Annotated in this window: 17 protein-coding genes; 13 read left to right on the forward strand and 4 right to left on the reverse strand. The window is 40.8% G+C overall.

Annotated elements, in window-relative coordinates:
- Positions 1 to 134: 134 nt before the first annotated feature.
- Together GPM24_RS16935 and GPM24_RS16940 are read left to right on the forward strand one after the other, a co-directional pair.
- Positions 135 to 1,313 carry an aldose epimerase family protein gene (locus GPM24_RS16935; protein ID WP_233268886.1) on the forward strand — a complete coding sequence of 393 codons (1,179 nt, stop codon included), beginning with the start codon at positions 135 to 137 and terminating at the stop codon, positions 1,311 to 1,313.
- Positions 1,314 to 1,479: 166 nt separating this feature from the next.
- The gene (locus GPM24_RS16940) at positions 1,480 to 1,752 is read left to right on the forward strand and encodes a hypothetical protein (RefSeq protein WP_158828291.1); all 273 of its coding nucleotides are present in this window, start codon (positions 1,480 to 1,482) and stop codon (positions 1,750 to 1,752) included.
- 5 nt (positions 1,753 to 1,757) lie between these two features.
- On the opposite strand, the gene GPM24_RS16945 is transcribed toward GPM24_RS16940, so the two are convergent.
- The 3 genes from GPM24_RS16945 to GPM24_RS16955 are packed head-to-tail and all read right to left on the reverse strand — an operon-like array spanning position 1,758 to position 6,080.
- Positions 1,758 to 2,909, reverse strand: coding sequence for an MFS transporter (locus GPM24_RS16945; RefSeq protein ID WP_158828292.1), 1,152 nt, complete (start codon positions 2,907 to 2,909; stop codon positions 1,758 to 1,760).
- 26 nt (positions 2,910 to 2,935) lie between these two features.
- On the reverse strand, positions 2,936 to 3,751 hold the full coding sequence (locus GPM24_RS16950; RefSeq protein ID WP_158828293.1) for a DUF4249 domain-containing protein: 816 nt from the start codon (positions 3,749 to 3,751) through the stop codon (positions 2,936 to 2,938).
- Positions 3,752 to 3,755: 4 nt separating this feature from the next.
- Positions 3,756 to 6,080, reverse strand: a complete 2,325-nt coding sequence (locus GPM24_RS16955) for a TonB-dependent receptor (protein WP_158828294.1) — start codon at positions 6,078 to 6,080, stop codon at positions 3,756 to 3,758.
- 159 nt (positions 6,081 to 6,239) lie between these two features.
- On the opposite strand from GPM24_RS16955, the gene GPM24_RS16960 reads away from it, so the two are divergent.
- From GPM24_RS16960 to GPM24_RS16985, 6 genes are all read left to right on the forward strand, one after another.
- Entirely contained in the window at positions 6,240 to 7,094 is an 855-nt protein-coding gene (locus tag GPM24_RS16960) for a pirin family protein (RefSeq protein WP_158828295.1), read from the forward strand.
- A gap of 221 nt (positions 7,095 to 7,315) precedes the next feature.
- Positions 7,316 to 8,749, forward strand: coding sequence for an aldehyde dehydrogenase family protein (locus GPM24_RS16965; RefSeq protein ID WP_199269777.1), 1,434 nt, complete (start codon positions 7,316 to 7,318; stop codon positions 8,747 to 8,749).
- Between the two features lie 144 nt (positions 8,750 to 8,893).
- Positions 8,894 to 9,889: an SDR family oxidoreductase gene (locus GPM24_RS16970; protein ID WP_158828297.1), complete on the forward strand. Its 996-nt coding sequence runs from the start codon at positions 8,894 to 8,896 to the stop codon at positions 9,887 to 9,889.
- Positions 9,890 to 9,988: 99 nt separating this feature from the next.
- Positions 9,989 to 10,795: an alpha/beta hydrolase gene (locus tag GPM24_RS16975; protein WP_158828298.1), complete on the forward strand. Its 807-nt coding sequence runs from the start codon at positions 9,989 to 9,991 to the stop codon at positions 10,793 to 10,795.
- A gap of 253 nt (positions 10,796 to 11,048) precedes the next feature.
- The gene (locus GPM24_RS16980) at positions 11,049 to 11,246 is read left to right on the forward strand and encodes a hypothetical protein (RefSeq protein ID WP_158828299.1); all 198 of its coding nucleotides are present in this window, start codon (positions 11,049 to 11,051) and stop codon (positions 11,244 to 11,246) included.
- A gap of 23 nt (positions 11,247 to 11,269) precedes the next feature.
- A complete protein-coding gene (locus GPM24_RS16985) occupies positions 11,270 to 11,773 on the forward strand; it encodes a GIN domain-containing protein (protein WP_158828300.1) in 504 nt (167 codons plus the stop codon).
- A 9-nt stretch (positions 11,774 to 11,782) separates the two neighbouring features.
- Here the strand turns inward: GPM24_RS16985 and GPM24_RS16990 are convergent, their stop codons facing one another.
- A complete protein-coding gene (locus GPM24_RS16990; RefSeq protein WP_158828301.1) occupies positions 11,783 to 12,028 on the reverse strand; it encodes a hypothetical protein in 246 nt (81 codons plus the stop codon).
- Positions 12,029 to 12,246: 218 nt separating this feature from the next.
- On the opposite strand from GPM24_RS16990, the gene tig reads away from it, so the two are divergent.
- From tig to GPM24_RS17015, 5 genes are all read left to right on the forward strand, one after another.
- Complete coding sequence (gene tig, locus GPM24_RS16995; RefSeq protein ID WP_158828302.1) at positions 12,247 to 13,599, forward strand: trigger factor; 1,353 nt, start codon at positions 12,247 to 12,249, stop codon at positions 13,597 to 13,599.
- A 241-nt stretch (positions 13,600 to 13,840) separates the two neighbouring features.
- Entirely contained in the window at positions 13,841 to 14,560 is a 720-nt protein-coding gene (clpP, locus tag GPM24_RS17000; protein ID WP_158828303.1) for an ATP-dependent Clp endopeptidase proteolytic subunit ClpP, read from the forward strand.
- Between the two features lie 98 nt (positions 14,561 to 14,658).
- Positions 14,659 to 15,897: an ATP-dependent Clp protease ATP-binding subunit ClpX gene (gene clpX / locus GPM24_RS17005; RefSeq protein ID WP_158828304.1), complete on the forward strand. Its 1,239-nt coding sequence runs from the start codon at positions 14,659 to 14,661 to the stop codon at positions 15,895 to 15,897.
- Between the two features lie 262 nt (positions 15,898 to 16,159).
- The gene (locus GPM24_RS17010) at positions 16,160 to 17,023 is read left to right on the forward strand and encodes an AMP nucleosidase (RefSeq protein ID WP_158828645.1); all 864 of its coding nucleotides are present in this window, start codon (positions 16,160 to 16,162) and stop codon (positions 17,021 to 17,023) included.
- Positions 17,024 to 17,387: 364 nt separating this feature from the next.
- Entirely contained in the window at positions 17,388 to 18,749 is a 1,362-nt protein-coding gene (locus tag GPM24_RS17015; RefSeq protein WP_158828305.1) for a pyridoxal-phosphate dependent enzyme, read from the forward strand.
- Positions 18,750 to 18,792 lie beyond the last annotated feature (43 nt).

Here is an 18,792-nt window from a genome sequence, read left to right on the forward strand (position 1 = left end):
TAACGTATTGATGCATTTAGCTGGCATCTTAAAAGTTGATCAATTTGTATTACAATATTGTTGTTACTTGTGATAGTAAGTTTTTTTATACATTTTAGGCGACAATTAACAACCTGTGAACCAACCAACCGATTATGAAAAATATTAAAAACAAAACCTTTTACGCAGCAATGCTGGCTGCCGGCATGTTATCTGTAACGGCCTGCAACCAGTCATCAAACAAAAACACCTCTACCATGACAGATAGTACCAAACAAGCCGGCCTGCTGTCTGCGGCTAATTTTGAAAAAACCATAGACGGCAAACAAACGCAACTATATACGTTAAAAAACGGCAAAGGAGCACAATTGGCCGTTACAAACTTTGGCGGCCGACTGGTGAGCTTGATGGTGCCAGATAAGAATGGCAAAATGACTGATGTGTTAGGTGGATTTGACAACGTTGAAGGTTTTATAGACGGCAAAAGCAATTATTACAATGCGTTGATTGGTCGTTATGGAAACCGTATTGGCAATGCTAAATTTACTTTGGATGGTAAAGAATATAAATTGCCTGCTAATAACGGACCTAACACTTTGCATGGTGGTAAAGATGGCTTTGATTTTAAGGTTTGGGACGCCAAGCAGATCGATGACCATACACTTGAACTAAACTGCGTATCGGAAGACGGCGACCAGGGATTTCCGGGCAAGCTGAACGTAAAAGTGACTTACACTTTAACCGATGATAACAGTTTAAAAATTGATTACAATGCTACAACTGATAAAAACACCGTAGTTAATTTAACCAACCACGCATACTTTAACCTGAATGGTTGCGGTTCTGGCGAAATATTAAAGCATACTTTGCAGATAGATGCCGACTCATACACACCAGTTGACAATACCTTAATACCTACCGGTAAAATTGCACCAGTTGAAGGTACGCCGTTTGATTTCCGGAAGGCTACTGAGATTGGTGCACGCATCAACGAAGGCGATCCGCAATTATTAAGCGGAAAGGGGTATGATCATAATTTTGTACTCAACAAACATACACTGGAAACCCCTGTAGTAACCGCCCAAGGTAATATGAGTGGCATTGTGCTGGAAGTATTTACCGAAGAACCTGGTGTACAATTTTACAGTGGTAACTTCATGAAAGGTGATTACACATTTAAAGGCGGTGTGAAAGATAATAAGCGCACTGCATTCTGTCTGGAAACGCAGCATTTTCCAGATTCGCCAAACAAACCGTCTTTCCCTTCAACAGAGTTGAAACCTGGACAGACTTATAAAACCACTACTATTTACAAGTTCTCTGTTAAAAAGTAAGTTTAGTTTTAATATATAAAAAGGGCTGCTTCATATTTAAGAAGCAGCCCTTTTTTGTTGAGGTAATTCAATTTAAATGCCTGACTGTACGTCATAAAGCCTTCTATAATGAAAGCCTGTTAAGCGCTATCGCAAACTTTTAAACAGATTAATCCTTTGTATTGGCATGAATGCCTATCAACAAAAATGGATTGATGTGTTGAACAACGCACAAATTAAAGACTGGAAAATAAGCGCTAAGGGTGATGATATTTTGATTGACCTGCCTCTAAGCACGCATGTAAGCACCATTATGGAAAACCTGCCGGATGTAGTGGCAACATTATCTTTAGATATAACCTTACCAAAAGAAAGATTGAAGTTTATATTACGTAACGGTGCCGAAACGCACGAGTATCTTTTAAACCCAACTGATACCGATTTGAATACTGCAAAGTAAGGGTATTAGTTAATACGCACTTTGCTTGAAATCGCAGTAACGCATAATCCCATGAAGGCCACCAGTAAAAACGATATTTTTAGGCTGAATGCTCCTGCCAGAAAGCCAATAACTGGTGGTCCTACTGAAAAGCCTGCAAAACCTATGGTTGACACAGCAGCCAAAGCCATGCTAGGCTGCATCGTTTTAGATTTACCGGCCAAGCTATAAACAATAGGCACTACCGACGATACACCGGCACCTACCAGTAAAAAGCCAGCCATTGCTGTAAAACGGTTAGGTAGTGCAATTGCTATTAATAATCCGGAAGCCATCAAGATACCGCTTAGCTGCAACGTTGCTTTAGGTCCAAAGCGTTCGGTAAAGCGGTCGGATACAAAACGGCCCAGGGCCATAGTGCACATAAAGCAGGTGTAGCCTGCAGCCATCCAGGCACCTTGGGCCATTACCACTTTTTTAAAGTAAATAACGCTCCAATCAAACATAGCACCTTCGCAGATCAGCGAACAAAAGGCAACAATGCCTAAGTTAACCAAAGTTTTGTCGGGAAGTACAAATGCCGGACCTTTGCTGCTCGACCTGTCGTCGGGCAAAAAATTGTAAGTTATAAGAATGCCAATAATGGTTACCACAGCAATAATTACAAAATGATACAGCGGAGCAATATTTTGTCCTATCATGTAAGTGCCAATACCAGCACCGGCAAAACCGGCCAAACTCCACATACCATGAAATGATGCCATAATGGGCTTATGATATACTTTCTCAACAGAAATGGCTTGCGTATTTACGGCTATGTTAGCGGTGTTGCTGGCAAAACCGTAAATCAAGAGGCAGCCGATTAAAATGGTAACATTAGGAGCAGCGCCCAAGCCTATAAGCGCAGTGCTATAGAGTAATAGTGCCGCTACAGCCATAATGCGACCGCCAAAGCGCGAACTCATCCAGCCTGCAAACGGAATAGATACAATTAATCCAACCGGAATGGCAAATAATACGCCGCCTAACTGCGCCTCAGATAAATTTAAAGTTTGCTGTATGGTGGCAATGCGCGATGCCCAGCTGGCAAATATCAAGCCCGGTAAAAAAAACACAGCACTTACAGCACGGCGTAAAATATGTTTTGGATAGGATGAAAGCTCTGACCTATTATCCATAAATAGAAATAGTTTATGTGGTAACGTTATTTTAAAACTACTATCTTTCTGGTTTGTGTAGTATGGGCGCTAAAATAGCCCAACGCGTTGTTGCTGATGTTAGACGGCGGGTTACCCGGCGTTGTGCCGCCGCCTGGGCCGCCACGATATTGTTGCCTTAACGTAAACCAGTAATTAAAAACATTTTTGTCAATGCACTGCATCTCCACTTCAATAGCGTCGCCGGGGTTTATATCTAAAAAGTCGTTATTATCGTCTTGCGGATAAAGGTTTTCTTGTATAGCGTTACCGTTGGTAAGCCTGTCATCATCTGTGTAAACAGATTTGCTTATTACGCCATTGATGCGCATCACATACCGATATTGATTAGCCACCTGTGGAGGGTCGTTGTAATAAGCCACCACTACTTTACGCGGCTCGCTGCCAAAAGTAATCTCTCTGGTATGAATAGAGTCTAACAAAACCTTAGCAGGCATGGTTGAAACCGCCGTATAAGTTTGCTGCCCCGTGTTCACCGTCATGGTGTAGGTGCGGCCGGATACGCCTCTTAAGTTGCTGAAGGTGTAGGTGCCAGGTCGTGTTTCAGTAAACTTCCAGCTGTTGCCTAAATTATCAGCTATTCTAACATCAGCTGCAGTTACAGCTGGATACTCATTGTTGTTGGTATAAGCTACTGACTGTGATATTTTGATGGTTTGTAATCCTCTTATATCTGTTAGTACGCCTTCTATTACTATTTGAGAAGGTGAGGTGTTTACATCAATATCAATTACTTTTTGACACGCGGCGAGCGAAAATATTGTCACTGATAAAAGAAGTATATTGTAGAAATAACGCTTCATGTTGTTAAAACTTAAAGTTCCAGGTAACCGATGGAATAATGCCAAATAACGATGTTTGCACCGCTTGCGTACGTGTTGCATCACCAGGCACGTCTTGAAAGTCAATGGAGTAAGGATTCTTGCGGTTTAAGGCATTGTACAAACCGAACGACCAGCTGGAGTGAAAGCGTTTGTTAATGTTCTTGCCTTCCAGTGTTGCACTTAAATCCAGTCGGCTGGTGTAAGGCATACGGTTGGCGTTACGCTCGTTGTAATAAAAAGTGGTTAGTCCTCCTACTTGATATTTCCCGACAGGGTAAGTTACTGCATTGCCCGTGTTGTAAATATAATTTGCTGATAAGGTCCATCTGGTGCTGAGTTTGTAAATGCCAACCAATGCCACATCGTGCGTACGGTCATAGCGCGCAGGGAAATAGTTGCCATTGTTTAGCCCGGCAAATTTGCGTTCGGTACGTGAAAGGGTATAGCTAATCCAGCCGCTTAATCTGCCTGAGTTCTTTTTAGCATAAAGTTCCAAACCATATGCCCGGCCCGAGCCAAAAAGCAATTGTGATTCTACCGTAGGATTGGCTATTAAGCGCGCACCATTTTTGTATTCAATTTGATTTTGCAGCCATTTGTAATACACTTCGCCTGAAAACTCAAACAAGTTGTTGCTTTGATTACGGAAATAACCTAACGCCACCTGATCGGCAATTTCCGGTTTGATATTGTTACTGCTCATTACATACTGGTCGGTAGGAGAGCCGGAGTTGAAGTTGGAAAGGATGTGAATATTTTGCGTATTGCGGTTATACGATGCTTTTACCGAGTTTTGCTCGTTGAGCGTATAACTTGCCGAAAAGCGCGGTTCGGGAATGAAGTAATTTTTAACCGTTTTGCCGCTGCCGTAGGTTTGCGAGTTTGCTACATCGCCGTTGGTATTGTATGTATCAAAAGTTCCTGGACCTAATAAAGAGAATGCACTTAATCTTACCCCATAAAGCAAACTTAAACGTGAACTAACCGCCCACTCGTCAGACACGTACGCGGCCAATTCCACTCCATAGCGGTTCTCAATCGATTGGTCGTTGTAACTGGACCCGGCGTCGGCCGAAATTTCTGAAGGTGCAATACGATGATGTGTGCCTTGTACGCCAAAACGAATGGTATGCTTATTATTAAAGTACTGTAAATCTTCTTTAATATTAAAATCTCTGATCAATGAAGTAATTGCAAAATCACCGGCGTCTTGCAAAAGCTTAATGGTAAAGTTGTATTTATTATAAATGAGTGAAGTGTTAGAGAACAGGCGACTGTTAAATACGTGATTTAAACGCAACGTAGCCGTAGTATTGCCCCAGTCGTTATCAAAAAGGTTTTTGATACCAATGTTATCCTGTCCAAAATAACCCGAAGCGTAAAGTGTGTTGCGGTCATCAAACTTGTAATTAAATTTAGCGTTCAAATCATAAAAGTTTAGCGTATTGCCTTTAATGGCAGTATCGGGCGATGCTTTCAACAAAAAGTCGATATAGGTTCGCCGGGCACTAATCATAAACGAGCTTTTGTCTTTAATAAGCGGCCCTTCCACCTTTATGCGTGATGCAATCAGGCCTAATCCGCCCTGTACGGAAACTTTCTTATAATTACCATCATCCATTGTTACGTCCAATACCGAAGATAGCCTGCCGCCGTATTGCGCCGGCATGCCACCTTTATACAGGTTTACATCTTTAATAGCATCAGCATTAAAGGTGGAAAAAAAGCCTAGTAGGTGAGAGGAGTTATAAACAGTTGCCTCATCCAGCAAAATCAGGTTCTGATCGGATGCGCCACCACGAACAAAGAACCCCGTGGTACCTTCACCACCCGACTTTACACCGGGTAGTAATTGGATAGTTTTTAACACATCTTTCTCGCCAAACAGAACGGGTACATTATTTAGCACCTTCATATCCAGCCGGTTTACACCCATTTGTGGGCTGCGCACGTTTTCATCCTTACGGTCTGATGCTCTTATCACAACTTCGTTTAACTCAGCGCCTGGTTTCAATTCCAAATTAAGCTTGGTATCTGCCAATAAGTTAACCACCTTGTTTTCTGTTTGGTAATTAACGTAAGTAACCGATAAAGTATATTCACCGGCAAGGCCGTTTAGTGAATAAAAACCGTAAGTGTTTGTGGCTGTTCCGGCTTGGCCTGCTGGTCCTTTTATTCTTACCGAAGCACCAATTAAGGTTTCGCCGGTGGCTGCGTCACGTATAGTACCGCTAATAGTGAATCGCTTTTGAGCGTATGCCGAGTAAATACAAGACAGGAGTAGTAGAAAGAATAATTTAAACTTCATTCAGCGTAATAAATGCGCGTCTAAGTTAGCCATTTAATGTAACTACTATGTTATGATAGCATTTTCAGTTATAACTAAATTGTTGTTTAAACACTTATTGCTTCAGGCAAACATAATCTTACCTTTTCCTATTTACTTTTGTGAAATCACAACGTTATTATGAGAACGATAAAAAAAGTATATCCGGCGGTGTATTCGCCTATTGCCGATCTGGTAACTTACCGCGCGTTGCCCACACAGCATGTCGATTATATTGATCCTTTCTTGTTTCTAAACCATCATGGTCCGCAGGTTTACCGGCCCAACAATCAAGGGTTGCCGTTTGGTCCGCATCCGCATAGGGGAATGGAAACAGTAACTTTTATTTTGGAAGGAGATATTGCACATAAAGACAGCAGCGGGCATGAGAGCGTAATCAAAGCAGGCGGTATACAATGGATGCGTGCGGGCCGTGGTTTAATCCATGCCGAGGTTTCGTCGGATGAGTTTATGAAAAGTGGCGGCGACTTGGAAATTTTACAGCTTTGGGTGAATTTGCCCGCTAAGCTGAAAATGGCTGAGCCGTATTATGTAGGCAAACAAAAAGATGAGATTCCAAGCCTTACCTTTAACGAAGGCAAAGTTACTTTAAATCTCATTTCGGGCGAACTGGAAGGCACGAAAGGCGCGTTTGAATCATCAACTGGTATATTTTTGAGCACCGTTTATTTCAAAGCAGAAGCCAAACTCAGTGTAAACATACCACAAGACTATAACGTGTTCTTTTATGTTATCAAAGGCGAACTTAATGTAAATGGTACGTCTGTAAAAGCACTTCATTTGGCCGAGTTTGATAACGATGGCAGTGCATTAACCATCGCTTCTGGCGTAGACAGTATTTTGCTGTTAGGCCATGCCAAGCCGTTTAATGAACCGGTGGTATCGCAGGGTCCGTTTGTAATGAATACCCAGCAAGAAATTATGGAGGCCTACCAGGATTACCGGATGGGCAAGTTTGGAACTTGGGAAGAATAAGAAATTTACAACAAAAAGGCGACTGATTATAAGTCGCCTTTTTTGTTATATACACTTTGACATATTTATCATCTTAAAGTCACTATAAGTACAACCTAGCATTTATCAAAACTCAAATTTTTCCTTATTGTTAAAAAGTTTAAACATTAAATAAACACGATTGGGCCAGTTTAAATGTGGTCAACAAAAATCTATTTATGGAAAACTACAACAATTTAAACATGCAATTCATAAATAGTGAATGGCGTGAGGGGAGCGATGAGGGCCAGATTGAGAATCTGAATCCATTTGATAACAATTTGATTAACACTTTTAAAGCAGCTGGTAAGGATGATGTGGATGCCGCTTACGATTGTGCTAAGGAAGCGTCAAAAACCTGGAGTAAAACAAACCCCTTAATTAGGCGCGACCTAATGTTGCGTGCAGCAGATATCATCATGAAACGTAAAGATGAAATTGCAGATTGGCTAATTAAAGAAGCAGGTGGCACAGCACTAAAAGCACAGGTAGAAATTAAACAAAGCTACGATATGCTTATTGAGGCATCAGGCTATCCAACCCGTATGCACGGTTTCACTATTCCATCTTTTACCGACGGAAAAGAAACTTATGTATATCGTAAAGCCTTAGGTGTAGTGAGTATGATTAGTCCATGGAACTTTCCGCTTTATTTATCCATGCGTACTATTGCACCTGCTATCGCTGTAGGCAATGCAATTGTAATTAAACCCGCTTCTCAATCGCCGGTTACTGGGGGGACTATCATTGCCAAAATATTTGAAGAAGCAGGTATCCCTAAAGGTGTCATCAATTGCGTAGTGGGTAAGTCGGCCGTTATTGGCGATTATTTCACCGGTCATCCTGCTTCCCGCCTGATTTCATTTACCGGTAGTACGCCGGTAGGTAAAGGGATAGGCCGTATTGGAGGTGAGGCTTTGAAAAAACTGGCGCTAGAACTTGGTGGCAATAATGCCTTTATTATCCTGGATGATGCCGATGTGGACCGGGCGGTAGACTCTGCCATTTTCGGTCGTTTTATGCACCAGGGGCAAATTTGTATGTCAACCAATCGAATTTTAGTGCATGATAGTATTTATGATGAGTTTCGCGATAAGTTTGTAGCTAAAGCTAAAACACTGGCTTATGGTGACCCGGCTAAGCAAGAAACGATCATCGGTCCGTTGATTGACAATAAAGCTGTACAGCACGTGTTAAATCTGATTGAAAAATCAGTTGGCGCAGGCGCAAAGCTGGAAACTGGCGGCAAGGCCGAAGGCAATGTTGTACAGCCAACCGTGTTGTCAGAAGTGACTAAAGATATGGCCATTTTTCAGGAAGAAGTATTTGGTCCGGCTGTAGGTTTGGTGCGTTTTAAAACCGACGAAGAAGCTATTGAACTGGCCAACGGAACCGAGTATGGTTTGAGCGGTGCATTGCATACGCGCAATTTGCAGAGAGGAATAGAAATTGCCAAGCAGGTTGAAACCGGAATGATTCACATTAACGACCAATCGGTAAACGACGAAATGAACACTCCGTTTGGTGGTGAGAAGAATTCTGGAGTAGGGCGTTTTGGTAACGATTTTATTGTAGACGAACTAACCACCGTGCAATGGGTAAGCGTGCAAATGCAGCCGCGGAAATATCCTTTTTAGATGATTAATGTAGTTAAGTTTCAAAGCAGGGTTGTGGCTAACACCCCTGCTTTGTTATTTTAAGCGCTTTAACAAAATGCTAACTTTTGTAAACTTTTAATTAAATGCACGGTTCTATATCTCTGAAACACTGCATTTAATAACATGACCGCATCAAAAAACTCTTTGTCTTCTCCGTTACACAGAAAAACCATCGTAATTGCTGGCGCTACCAGCGGTATAGGCCGGGCAACGGCACTTGAATTTGCCCGTCAAGGCGCTAAATTGGTACTGGCCGCACGTCAAAAAGATGTTTTGGACGAAATGGTGGATCTATGTGACCGGTTAGGCGGCAAGGCAATTGCGGTGCCAACCGATGTAACTGACGCCGAAGCCGTAAAAAAGCTGGCTAAAGACGCTTGCATTTTTGGTGGCAGCCTGGATGTTTGGGTAAACATAGCCGGCATAGGTGCTTTAGGTGAGTTTGAAACTATTCCAATTGAAGTTCATGAGCAGATAATTCGTACTAATTTAATGGGACACATCAATGGTGCACATGCGGCTATCCCTCACTTTAAAAAGCAGAAAAAAGGTACAATTATCAATATGAATTCTGTTGGTGGATGGGTGGCTTTTCCGTATGGTGTGTCGTATACGGCGAGCAAATTTGGGTTGCGTGGCTTTTCTGAAGCTTTGCGTGCTGAATTAATCGACTGCCCGGATATTCATATTTGCGATGTATTTCCATCGTTTGTAGATACGCCGGGGCCTAGCCATGCAGCTAATTATACAGGCAAGTTGTTAAAGCCTGCACCGCCTGTTGTGCCTACATACAAAGTGGCACGCACTATTGTATCACTGGCACAAAATCCCAAAGGGTCAGTAATTTTGGGTAGCGCTGCTTATCTGGCTAAATTTGGTCAGTGGGTATCGCCTAAACTCACTCGTTGGGCCACTACCAAATTTATGCGCCTTTATTTAAAAAATGCAGAGCCAGCACCGGTAACCAACGGAAGTATATTTGAACCAACAGGAACTTACAACCAAATTTCGGGCGGCTACACTAACAAAAAGGTGACGAACAAAAAAGTTACGCGTGTGGCTGGTGTTTTGGGCGTTATTGCCGGTACGGTTTTGATAGCCAGAAAATTAATGCAATAGAATTGTTGTTATACAACCGTCTGGGGTAAGTAGTTGTTTAACAATAGGCTGTATGGATTGTAGTTAATGTTAGTTATCTATCAATTACAGTCTGTTCCTATGAAAACAAAAATCATTTTTATACACGGCATGTTCCAGAATGGAAAAAGCTGGGACAAGTGGATGAGCTATTTTACTTCTAAAGGTTACGAATGCGTGGCACCATCATGGCCATTACATGAAGGAGAACCTGCTACTTTGCGCCAAGATCCGCCTGCCGGATTAGGTGAATTGTCTTTAGCAACTGTAATTAATAAATTTAGACAGTTAGTAGCTTCTGAACCTGAAAAGCCAATCGTTATCGGCCACTCTGTTGGTGGATTGATTGTGCAGATACTGGCCAATGAAGGTTTGGTAAAGCTGGGTGTGCCTATTGCATCAGTTGCACCAAACGATATGATTTCGTTCGACTGGGGCTTTATTAAAAACAGTGCGCTCATCACCAATCCCTTCAAAGGCGACGATCCTTTTATGATGGATTTGGAAAGTTTTCACCAGTCTTTTTGCAATACCATGAGCATGGAAGAAACACAAGTGGCTTATGAAGCAACGGCTACGCATGACAGCCGCAACGTGTTGCGCGATTGCTTGGGCAGTGATGGCCGTATAGATTTAGATTTACCGCACGTGCCATTGTTATTCATCGCTGGTGAAGAAGACCAAATTATCCCAGCAGACCTAGATGACAAAAATGCCAAAGCCTATACATATGAGTCCAGTGTTACTGACTATCGCAAGTTTGCAGGTCGCGGTCACTGGATTTGCGGACAAAACGGTTGGGAGGAAGTAGCCGGCGTGGTAGCCGATTGGATTGCTGCCTATGAGAATAGCCCGGCCTTCGTTAATAGTTCATCACCATTGAACTAATAACAATGTTTCTCGAAGAAAGTCTGACAAGTCCCTCTGTATTAATGTGCAGGGGGATTATTTTGTATATAAGCCATCTATACTCTGGTTAAAGAACCTAGTACAGAATACAAATTATAAAGGTAAATGACTTACTGATACCTAGGCAATAAGTACATGAATTTGTTAAACTGCCTTATATAGGGCAGGTTTTTATATTTTTGGTGTAACCCGATTTATTTAATGTCAGTCTTACATTAAAATTCAACCATAAATGAAAAAGAACTACGCACAATTTTTAAGTCTGCTTTTAGCTGCTTTAGGTATCAGTATCTTATCCTCATGCCATTTCGGCGAGGTGAAAGGGTCGGGGCATCGTATAACAGAAACACGAAAGGTTGATGATTTTACTAAGATAGAGCTGTCTGGCGGTTACAATGTCAAGTTAAAGCAGGATAATTCTTATCTGTAAGTGTAACTGCCGATGATAACTTGATGAAATATATCCGCACTGATGTATCAGGCAATAAATTACGCATATACAGCAAAAAAGGTGTCAAATGCAGTGGTCCGCTTGAGGTTGTAGTTGTGGTCAAAAATCTGAACGAAATCAAAGTGTCAGGTGCAGTAAATATTACCAGCGAAGGCCGAATCAATACTGGTGATTTTAAGTTTGATTTTTCGGGAGCAAGCAAGGTTGATATGGACTTGAGCGCAGCAAATGTTATAACCGAAGCAAAAGGTGCCACCGAGTTGCATTTGAAAGGCCAGGCAGCTGCCCATAGGGTAAATCTTTCGGGCGTTGGTAAGTTATATGCGCTTGATTTTGTTGTAGCCGATTACCGCATTAAAACCTCTGGCGCATCTCATTGCGAAATCAATGTGTTAAAAAATCTGGAAGTGAATAGCAAAGGGGCGTCTGAGGTAACTTATCGCGGCAATCCGTCTAGCGTTGTTAATCACAAATCGGGTGCATCATCCATCAAAAAAATAGATTAACCACTATTATTACATTGGCGGATTTGGAGGAACTGGATTTGGTGTTGGATTAGGCCTAACGTTAGGTACTGGTGCGGGCGTAAGCTTAACGCTAGGAGTAGTACCCGTTGAGTCGGTATTGGAAGTATTGGATGGTGAAGGCATATCTTTGGTCCGAACGTTTTTGCTGCCCGAATTTTTTTGAGTATGACAGGCAACAAGTGTGCTAGCGGCAAGTAACAAAGCAGCGCAGGTATATGTAACTGATTTTTTCATGAATGAATTTAGGTACATAACACACAACTGCTGCATTGGTTTATACATCTGAACAAATGTTGTTGCACTGTTTAAGTTCAATTCAAGCCAGTTATGCAAAACTCCTGTTGGTATATAGCTAAAATAAAAAAATAATTACTTACTTTTGCGCCTCAAAAAACTGATGAGTTGTATTGTGCTCATTACGTTTAAGTTAACGACTATATAAGGTATAAACGATGAATATATCACAGGAAAAAACAGATAAACTGAATGCAGTTATCAAAATAAACATTGATGCTGTAGATTACCAGGCACGTGTTGATAAGGCTATTAAAGAACAAGCTAAAAAAGCGCAATTACCAGGTTTCCGTAAAGGTATGGTTCCGGCTGCGCACATCAAAAGAATGTATGGTAAAAGCATTTTGGTTGATGAGATCAACAACTTGTTATCTGATACCCTGAATAACTATTTAAATGAGCAGCAACTGGAAGTATTAGGTCAGCCGCTACCTAAAGTAGATGATACTAAAGAATATAACTGGGATTTTGCTGATAATTTTGAGTTTAACTACGAAGTTGGTTTGGCTCCGGAATTTGATGTTAATTTTTCGGCTGATGATAAGCTGACCAGCTACAAAATTAAAGTAGATGACGAAACGTTAGCTTCTCGCATTAAAAACCTGCGTCGCAGCTACGGAAAGATGACAAACCCTGACGTATCGGCAGATGATGACGTGTTGTTTGGCGAATTAGTACAGCTTTCGGCAGATGGTTCTGTTTTTGAAGGTGGTATTACCAACACAACTACTTTACGTTTAGATCAGGTTCAAGATGAAGAAATTAAAAAGTCTTTAATCGGTTTAAAGAAAGATGACGTAGTTGAACTGGACATCCAAAAAGCATTTAACAATGAAGCGCCACGTGTAGCTGCTTTGTTAAAAGTTGATGAAGCAACTGCAGCTGAATTACAGTCAAAATTCCGCTTTACAGTTAAAAACATCAATCGCTTAGAAGATAGCGATTTGGACCAGGCGTTCTTTGACAAAATTTTAGGCGAAGGTACTGTAACTACCGAAGAGGAGTTTAAAGCTAAAATTACCGAGGAGCTGGAAAATATGATGGTTCAAGATTCAAACAGCAAATTACAGGCTGACATCTACAACCAAGCACTTGAAAAAATTAACTTTGAGTTGCCTGATGAGTTCCTGAAACGTTGGTTAAAAGCAACTAACGAAAAACTAAGTGACGAAGAATTAGCTGGCGGCTATGATGATTTTGCAAAAAATCTGAAATGGACTTTGATCGGCAATAAAATCGTTAAAGAACAAAACCTGGAAATTAAATACGAAGATGTGCTTGATTTAGCTAAACAACGTATTGATGCCCAGTTTAGAATGTATAGCCCACAACCTATCAGCGAAGAGCAATTGAGCCAGTACGCTGTTCAGTTTTTACAGGACAAAGAAAACGCCAACCGAATTTTTGAGGAAGCGAAATCACAAAAAGTATTTGATTATCTGAAAAGCGTAGTAACCCTGAACGAACAGGAAATTGCCTTCGACGAATTCAGCAAATTAGTACAAGCTTAATTAAGTACTGATATACAATTTTGAAAAGCAACCCAAACTTTGGGTTGCTTTTTTATTTTATCAAACCTTGCCAACAAATAATTGTTAGGTAATCGATTTTGCATTTTATGCTTAATAATAACCCGTTAACAAAGGCATGATTACCTATCACTATATTTTTTCACATCGTTATTAATACATCCAACTAAAAACTATATTTACCGCGGCAGACCGCCGCTTTTAACTTAGAAATCTTAATACAATGAATAACATCGATAAAAACGAATTTAGAAAGTATGCTGTTAAACACCACCGTATTAACAGTATTCACGTTGACAAATTTATTTCAAGCGTTGAGCATAAAATGATGCCAACCGGTATTGCATATCCGGTTGGCATGACACCTTATATTATTGAAGAGCGTCAGCTGAACGTGGCACAAATGGACGTGTTTTCACGTTTAATGATGGACCGTATCATCTTTTTAGGTGATGCTATTTATGAAAATATTGCCAACATTATTCAGGCGCAGTTATTGTTTTTGCAATCTGCTGATGCTAAACGTGATATCCAAATATACATCAACTCACCAGGTGGTTCCGTTTATGCCGGTTTAGGTATTTATGATACCATGCAGTTTGTAAGCAATGACGTAGCCACAATCTGTACCGGTATGGCTGCATCTATGGCTGCCGTATTGCTTTGTGCAGGTGCCGAAGGCAAACGTGCTGCCTTGCCACACTCACGTGTAATGATTCACCAACCGCTGGGTGGTGCACAAGGACAGGCATCTGATATTGAAATTACTGCGCGTGAAATTATGAAGCTGAAAAAAGAGCTTTATGAAATTATTTCAAAACACAGTGGTACACCTTACGAGAAAGTTTGGGAAGCTTCAGACCGCGACCATTGGATGATTGCTGATGAAGCTAAGGAATTTGGCATGGTTGATGAGGTATTAGGTAGAAACAGCGATAAATAATTTCTGTTGTGTACTCTTACGTTACAGAATTAGTTTTAATTTATTAAAACTAATTCTGTAATTAACTATTAATTTTAAGATATTAAATCTTTGATCAGATGAACAAGAACAGCAAGGAGATCAGGTGTTCGTTTTGTGGTGCCGGTAAACAGGATTCCCTGATGCTAATTGCAGGACTAGACGCTCATATTTGCGATAAATGCGTTAACCAGGCCAACGAAATTTTAGCCGAAGAACTAAAGGTTAGGAAAGTAAAAACATCACCTTCTGCACCTACTGTACTTAAGCCGTCTGAAATTAAATCGCATCTAGATCAGTACGTCATTGGTCAAGACGATGCCAAAAAAGTACTGGCTGTAGCAGTATACAATCACTACAAGCGCCTTAACCAACGAGTTGATAAAGACGAGGTAGAGATTGAAAAATCGAACATCATGATGGTAGGCGAAACTGGTACAGGTAAAACCTTGCTGGCTAAAACCATAGCTAAAATATTAAATGTTCCTTTCTGTATTTCTGACGCTACTGTGTTAACAGAAGCTGGTTATGTAGGGGAGGATGTTGAAAGTATTTTGACCCGTTTGCTACAAGCCGCCGATTATGATGTTGCTGCTGCCGAAAAAGGAATTGTGTACATTGATGAGGTTGATAAAATTGCCCGTAAAAGTGACAATGCCTCTATAACCCGCGATGTTTCCGGCGAAGGCGTACAACAGGCGTTGCTGAAAATTTTGGAAGGTACTATTGTGAACGTTCCGCCACAAGGTGGCCGTAAGCACCCCGACCAAAAGATGATCAGTGTTAATACCAGCAATATCTTATTCATTTGTGGTGGCGCATTCGATGGCATCGACAGAAAGATTGCCAGCCGCTTGCGTACACAAACAGTAGGTTATAAAATGAACCGCGATGAAGTTGAAGTGGATATGAAAAACTTGTATAAGTACATTACTCCACAGGATTTAAAATCATTTGGCTTGATTCCTGAGTTGATTGGACGTTTACCGGTGCTTACACACTTGAACCCGTTAGATCGTGAGGCATTGCAAAACATTTTAGTTGAGCCCAAAAACTCATTGCTTAAACAATACAAAAAGTTGTTTGATTATGAAGGCGTAAAGCTGGAGTTTGACGATGAAGTACTTGATTTTATTGTTGATAAAGCCATGGAGTTTAAGCTGGGTGCACGTGGCTTGCGTTCTATCTGCGAAGCTATCATGATTGATGCAATGTTTGAGTTCCCATCTAAAAAAGATGTAAAACGCCTGACAGTAACATTGGATTATGCCCGCGAGAAATTCGATAAATCGGATTTGAAAAAGTTAAAGGTGGCTTAATCTTAACAGAATCTTAATGCAAATAAGCAAAAAAATGCTTAAATTTGTTTTTATACAAAAAGCAAACCCTGGTGAAACGCCGGGGTTTGTTGTATAAGTAACTTTGATAATTTACAGTATTGTCACCCGGAGCCTGCCGAAGGGAAGCGTAATTCTAAAGTGTTTGCCAAAAACACGGTAATTGTGCAGAGACAAGATAGGCTTAACGGTGTTAATGCTTAAAACATCCGCCGACTCAACAGCGGATAAAAAAGGAGAAAATATGAACGAAGAAATAGAAATAAAAAAAGATGCCGGCATAGTGGAAAATGCCAAAAAAGTAAAAGAAGTACAATCTCCTATTAAAAGTGGTTTAAAAACTAAGGAAGCTATTGTAGCCAATTGGCTGCCTCGTTACACAGGCCGTACGCTTGATGCGTTTGGAAGCTACATTATACTTACCAATTTTTCAAAGTATCTGCAGTTGTTTTCTAAATGGCATAATGATGCGCCCATTATGGGTTTAGACAAACCGATGCAAAGTGTCACAGCGGATGGTATCACTATCATTAACTTTGGTATGGGTAGCTCAGTAGCTGCAACCGTGATGGATTTGTTAACCGCTATTCAGCCCAAAGCAGTTATATTTTTGGGTAAGTGCGGCGGTTTAAAAAAGAAAAACAATGTAGGTGACCTGATATTACCTATAGCTGCTATACGTGGTGAAGGTACATCAAATGACTACTTACCGCCAGAAGTACCAGCATTGCCATCTTTTTCGTTGCAAAAAGCAATATCAACTACCATACGCGATTTTTCTCGCGATTATTGGACCGGTACATGTTACACCACTAACCGTCGGGTATGGGAACACGATAAAGAGTTCAAAAAATATTTGAAAACACTGCGTGCTATGGCGGTTGATATGGAAACGGCGACCATTTTCACAACTGGTTTTGCCAATAAAATTCCAACTGGTGCACTGTTACTGGTATCTGACCAGCCGATGGTTCCGGAGGGTGTAAAAACTGCTGAAAGCGACTCCAAAGTAACTGAACACTATGTGGAAACGCACCTTAAGGTTGGTATAGAATCGTTGAAACAGTTAGTCAACAATGGCTTAACGGTAAAACACCTTAAGTTCTAATGTTTGCTAAAAGCTATATGTTGTTTTATACATTAGTGAGAGATCTTATACGCCAAATCCTATTCGGAGGCGTAAAGGATTTCTCCTAACGTTGATACAATATCTTGCCTTTATCTATACCATATCATCATCATCTTTTGAGATAGTAACTACTATCTGTATTCCTTTAGTTTTTTCTCGACCTGTGTTTTAGTCACACAGTTTGCCTGTACCTTCTCTTGCCTTGCTCATTTTGAGCGCAATCATTATTGATTATTTTGCCAACCATATTTTTATAAAAGTTGTATTATAAAAATATCAACTAACGAATTATATTTATTAAGACTACCTTTGCAGTAGACTATAAGTTAGCATAGCTTTTATTATGTGGTACAATAACATACTCGAAACTATTGGCAATACGCCGATGGTGAAACTTAACAAAGTTACCAAAGACATCAAAGCCACAGTTCTGGCTAAAATTGAAACAACCAATCCGGGTAACTCTATCAAAGATCGCATGGCTCTGAAAATGATTGAAGATGCCGAGCGCGATGGTCGCCTTAAACCAGGTGGTACTATCATTGAAGGTACTTCCGGCAATACGGGTACAGGCTTGGCTATCGCCGCAATTATTAAAGGTTACAAATGTATTTTTACCACTACGGATAAACAGTCTAAAGAAAAATTCGACGTATTACGTGCCTTTGGCGCCGAGGTTATTGTGTGCCCTACAAATGTAGATCCGGAGGATCCACGTTCTTATTACTCGGTTTCTTCGCGTTTAGAAAGGGAAGTGCCTAACTCCTGGAAGCCAAATCAATACGATAACCTCTCTAACTCGCAAGCTAACTATGAGCAGACCGGGCCAGAGATATGGGAACAAACCGAAGGTAAAGTTACGCATGTTGTGGTCGGTGTGGGTACAGGCGGCACTATATCCGGCACGGCGCGTTACTTGAAAGAGAAAAATCCGAACATTCAAATATTAGGTATTGATACATACGGTTCCGTATTTAAAAAATACAAAGAGACCGGTATTTTCGATAAAAACGAAATTTATCCATACATAACCGAGGGGATAGGTGAAGACTTTTTGCCGCAGAATGTTGACTTTAGTTTGATTGATTATTTTGAAAAGGTTACTGATAAAGATGCAGCGTTGATGACCCGTGAGGTTGCTTTGAAAGAAGGAATTTTTGCCGGTAACTCTACAGGCTCTGCCGTAGCAGGTGCTTTGCAGATGAAAGACCGCTTTAAAGAAGGTGATGTGGTGGTTATCATTTTCCCTGACCATGGCTCGCGGTACCTGGGCAAAATGTATAATGAAGACTGGTTGCGCGACCGCGGTTTCCTAAAAGATGAAAAGCTTACCGCCCGCGATATAATCCGCAAAAAAGAGAATCCTGAAATCATTACCATTGATAGCGAGAAAACTGTTTTGGAGGCTATCAACACCATCAAAACACTAAACATTTCGCAAATACCGGTTACACAAAAAGGCATGGTGGTAGGCAAGATTACGGAAAGCGATATTTTGGATGCACTGCTGGAAAATCCGTCGCTAAAATCGCAGCCCGTTCAAACTATCACGACAGTGCCATTTCCATTTGTAGATTTAAATACATCTATTGACAAAATATCTTCGATGATCAACAAAGACAACATTGCGGTATTGATTGAAGACGAACAGGGCAAAATTGAGATTATCACGCAGTACGATATTATAAATGCTATATCTGCATAGTATATTAAAATCAATAAGAGATTAAGATAAACGGGCCACTACG

The sequence above is a fragment of the Mucilaginibacter lacusdianchii genome, from assembly GCF_009770985.1.
GTDB lineage: Bacteria > Bacteroidota > Bacteroidia > Sphingobacteriales > Sphingobacteriaceae > Mucilaginibacter > Mucilaginibacter lacusdianchii.

Bases quoted from the DNA above. Each gene is read 5' to 3' on its own strand.
- GPM24_RS16935 (WP_233268886.1), top strand. From the start codon at position 135: ATGAAAAATATTAAAAACAAAACCTTTTACGCAGCAATGCTGGCTGCC.
- GPM24_RS16940 (WP_158828291.1), top strand. From the start codon at position 1,480: ATGAATGCCTATCAACAAAAATGGATTGATGTGTTGAACAACGCACAA.
- GPM24_RS16945 (WP_158828292.1), bottom strand. From the start codon at position 2,909: ATGGATAATAGGTCAGAGCTTTCATCCTATCCAAAACATATTTTACGC.
- GPM24_RS16950 (WP_158828293.1), bottom strand. From the start codon at position 3,751: ATGAAGCGTTATTTCTACAATATACTTCTTTTATCAGTGACAATATTT.
- GPM24_RS16955 (WP_158828294.1), bottom strand. From the start codon at position 6,080: ATGAAGTTTAAATTATTCTTTCTACTACTCCTGTCTTGTATTTACTCG.
- GPM24_RS16960 (WP_158828295.1), top strand. From the start codon at position 6,240: ATGAGAACGATAAAAAAAGTATATCCGGCGGTGTATTCGCCTATTGCC.
- GPM24_RS16965 (WP_199269777.1), top strand. From the start codon at position 7,316: ATGCAATTCATAAATAGTGAATGGCGTGAGGGGAGCGATGAGGGCCAG.
- GPM24_RS16970 (WP_158828297.1), top strand. From the start codon at position 8,894: ATGACCGCATCAAAAAACTCTTTGTCTTCTCCGTTACACAGAAAAACC.
- GPM24_RS16975 (WP_158828298.1), top strand. From the start codon at position 9,989: ATGAAAACAAAAATCATTTTTATACACGGCATGTTCCAGAATGGAAAA.
- GPM24_RS16980 (WP_158828299.1), top strand. From the start codon at position 11,049: ATGAAAAAGAACTACGCACAATTTTTAAGTCTGCTTTTAGCTGCTTTA.
- GPM24_RS16985 (WP_158828300.1), top strand. From the start codon at position 11,270: ATGAAATATATCCGCACTGATGTATCAGGCAATAAATTACGCATATAC.
- GPM24_RS16990 (WP_158828301.1), bottom strand. From the start codon at position 12,028: ATGAAAAAATCAGTTACATATACCTGCGCTGCTTTGTTACTTGCCGCT.
- tig (WP_158828302.1), top strand. From the start codon at position 12,247: ATGAATATATCACAGGAAAAAACAGATAAACTGAATGCAGTTATCAAA.
- clpP (WP_158828303.1), top strand. From the start codon at position 13,841: ATGAATAACATCGATAAAAACGAATTTAGAAAGTATGCTGTTAAACAC.
- clpX (WP_158828304.1), top strand. From the start codon at position 14,659: ATGAACAAGAACAGCAAGGAGATCAGGTGTTCGTTTTGTGGTGCCGGT.
- GPM24_RS17010 (WP_158828645.1), top strand. From the start codon at position 16,160: ATGAACGAAGAAATAGAAATAAAAAAAGATGCCGGCATAGTGGAAAAT.
- GPM24_RS17015 (WP_158828305.1), top strand. From the start codon at position 17,388: ATGTGGTACAATAACATACTCGAAACTATTGGCAATACGCCGATGGTG.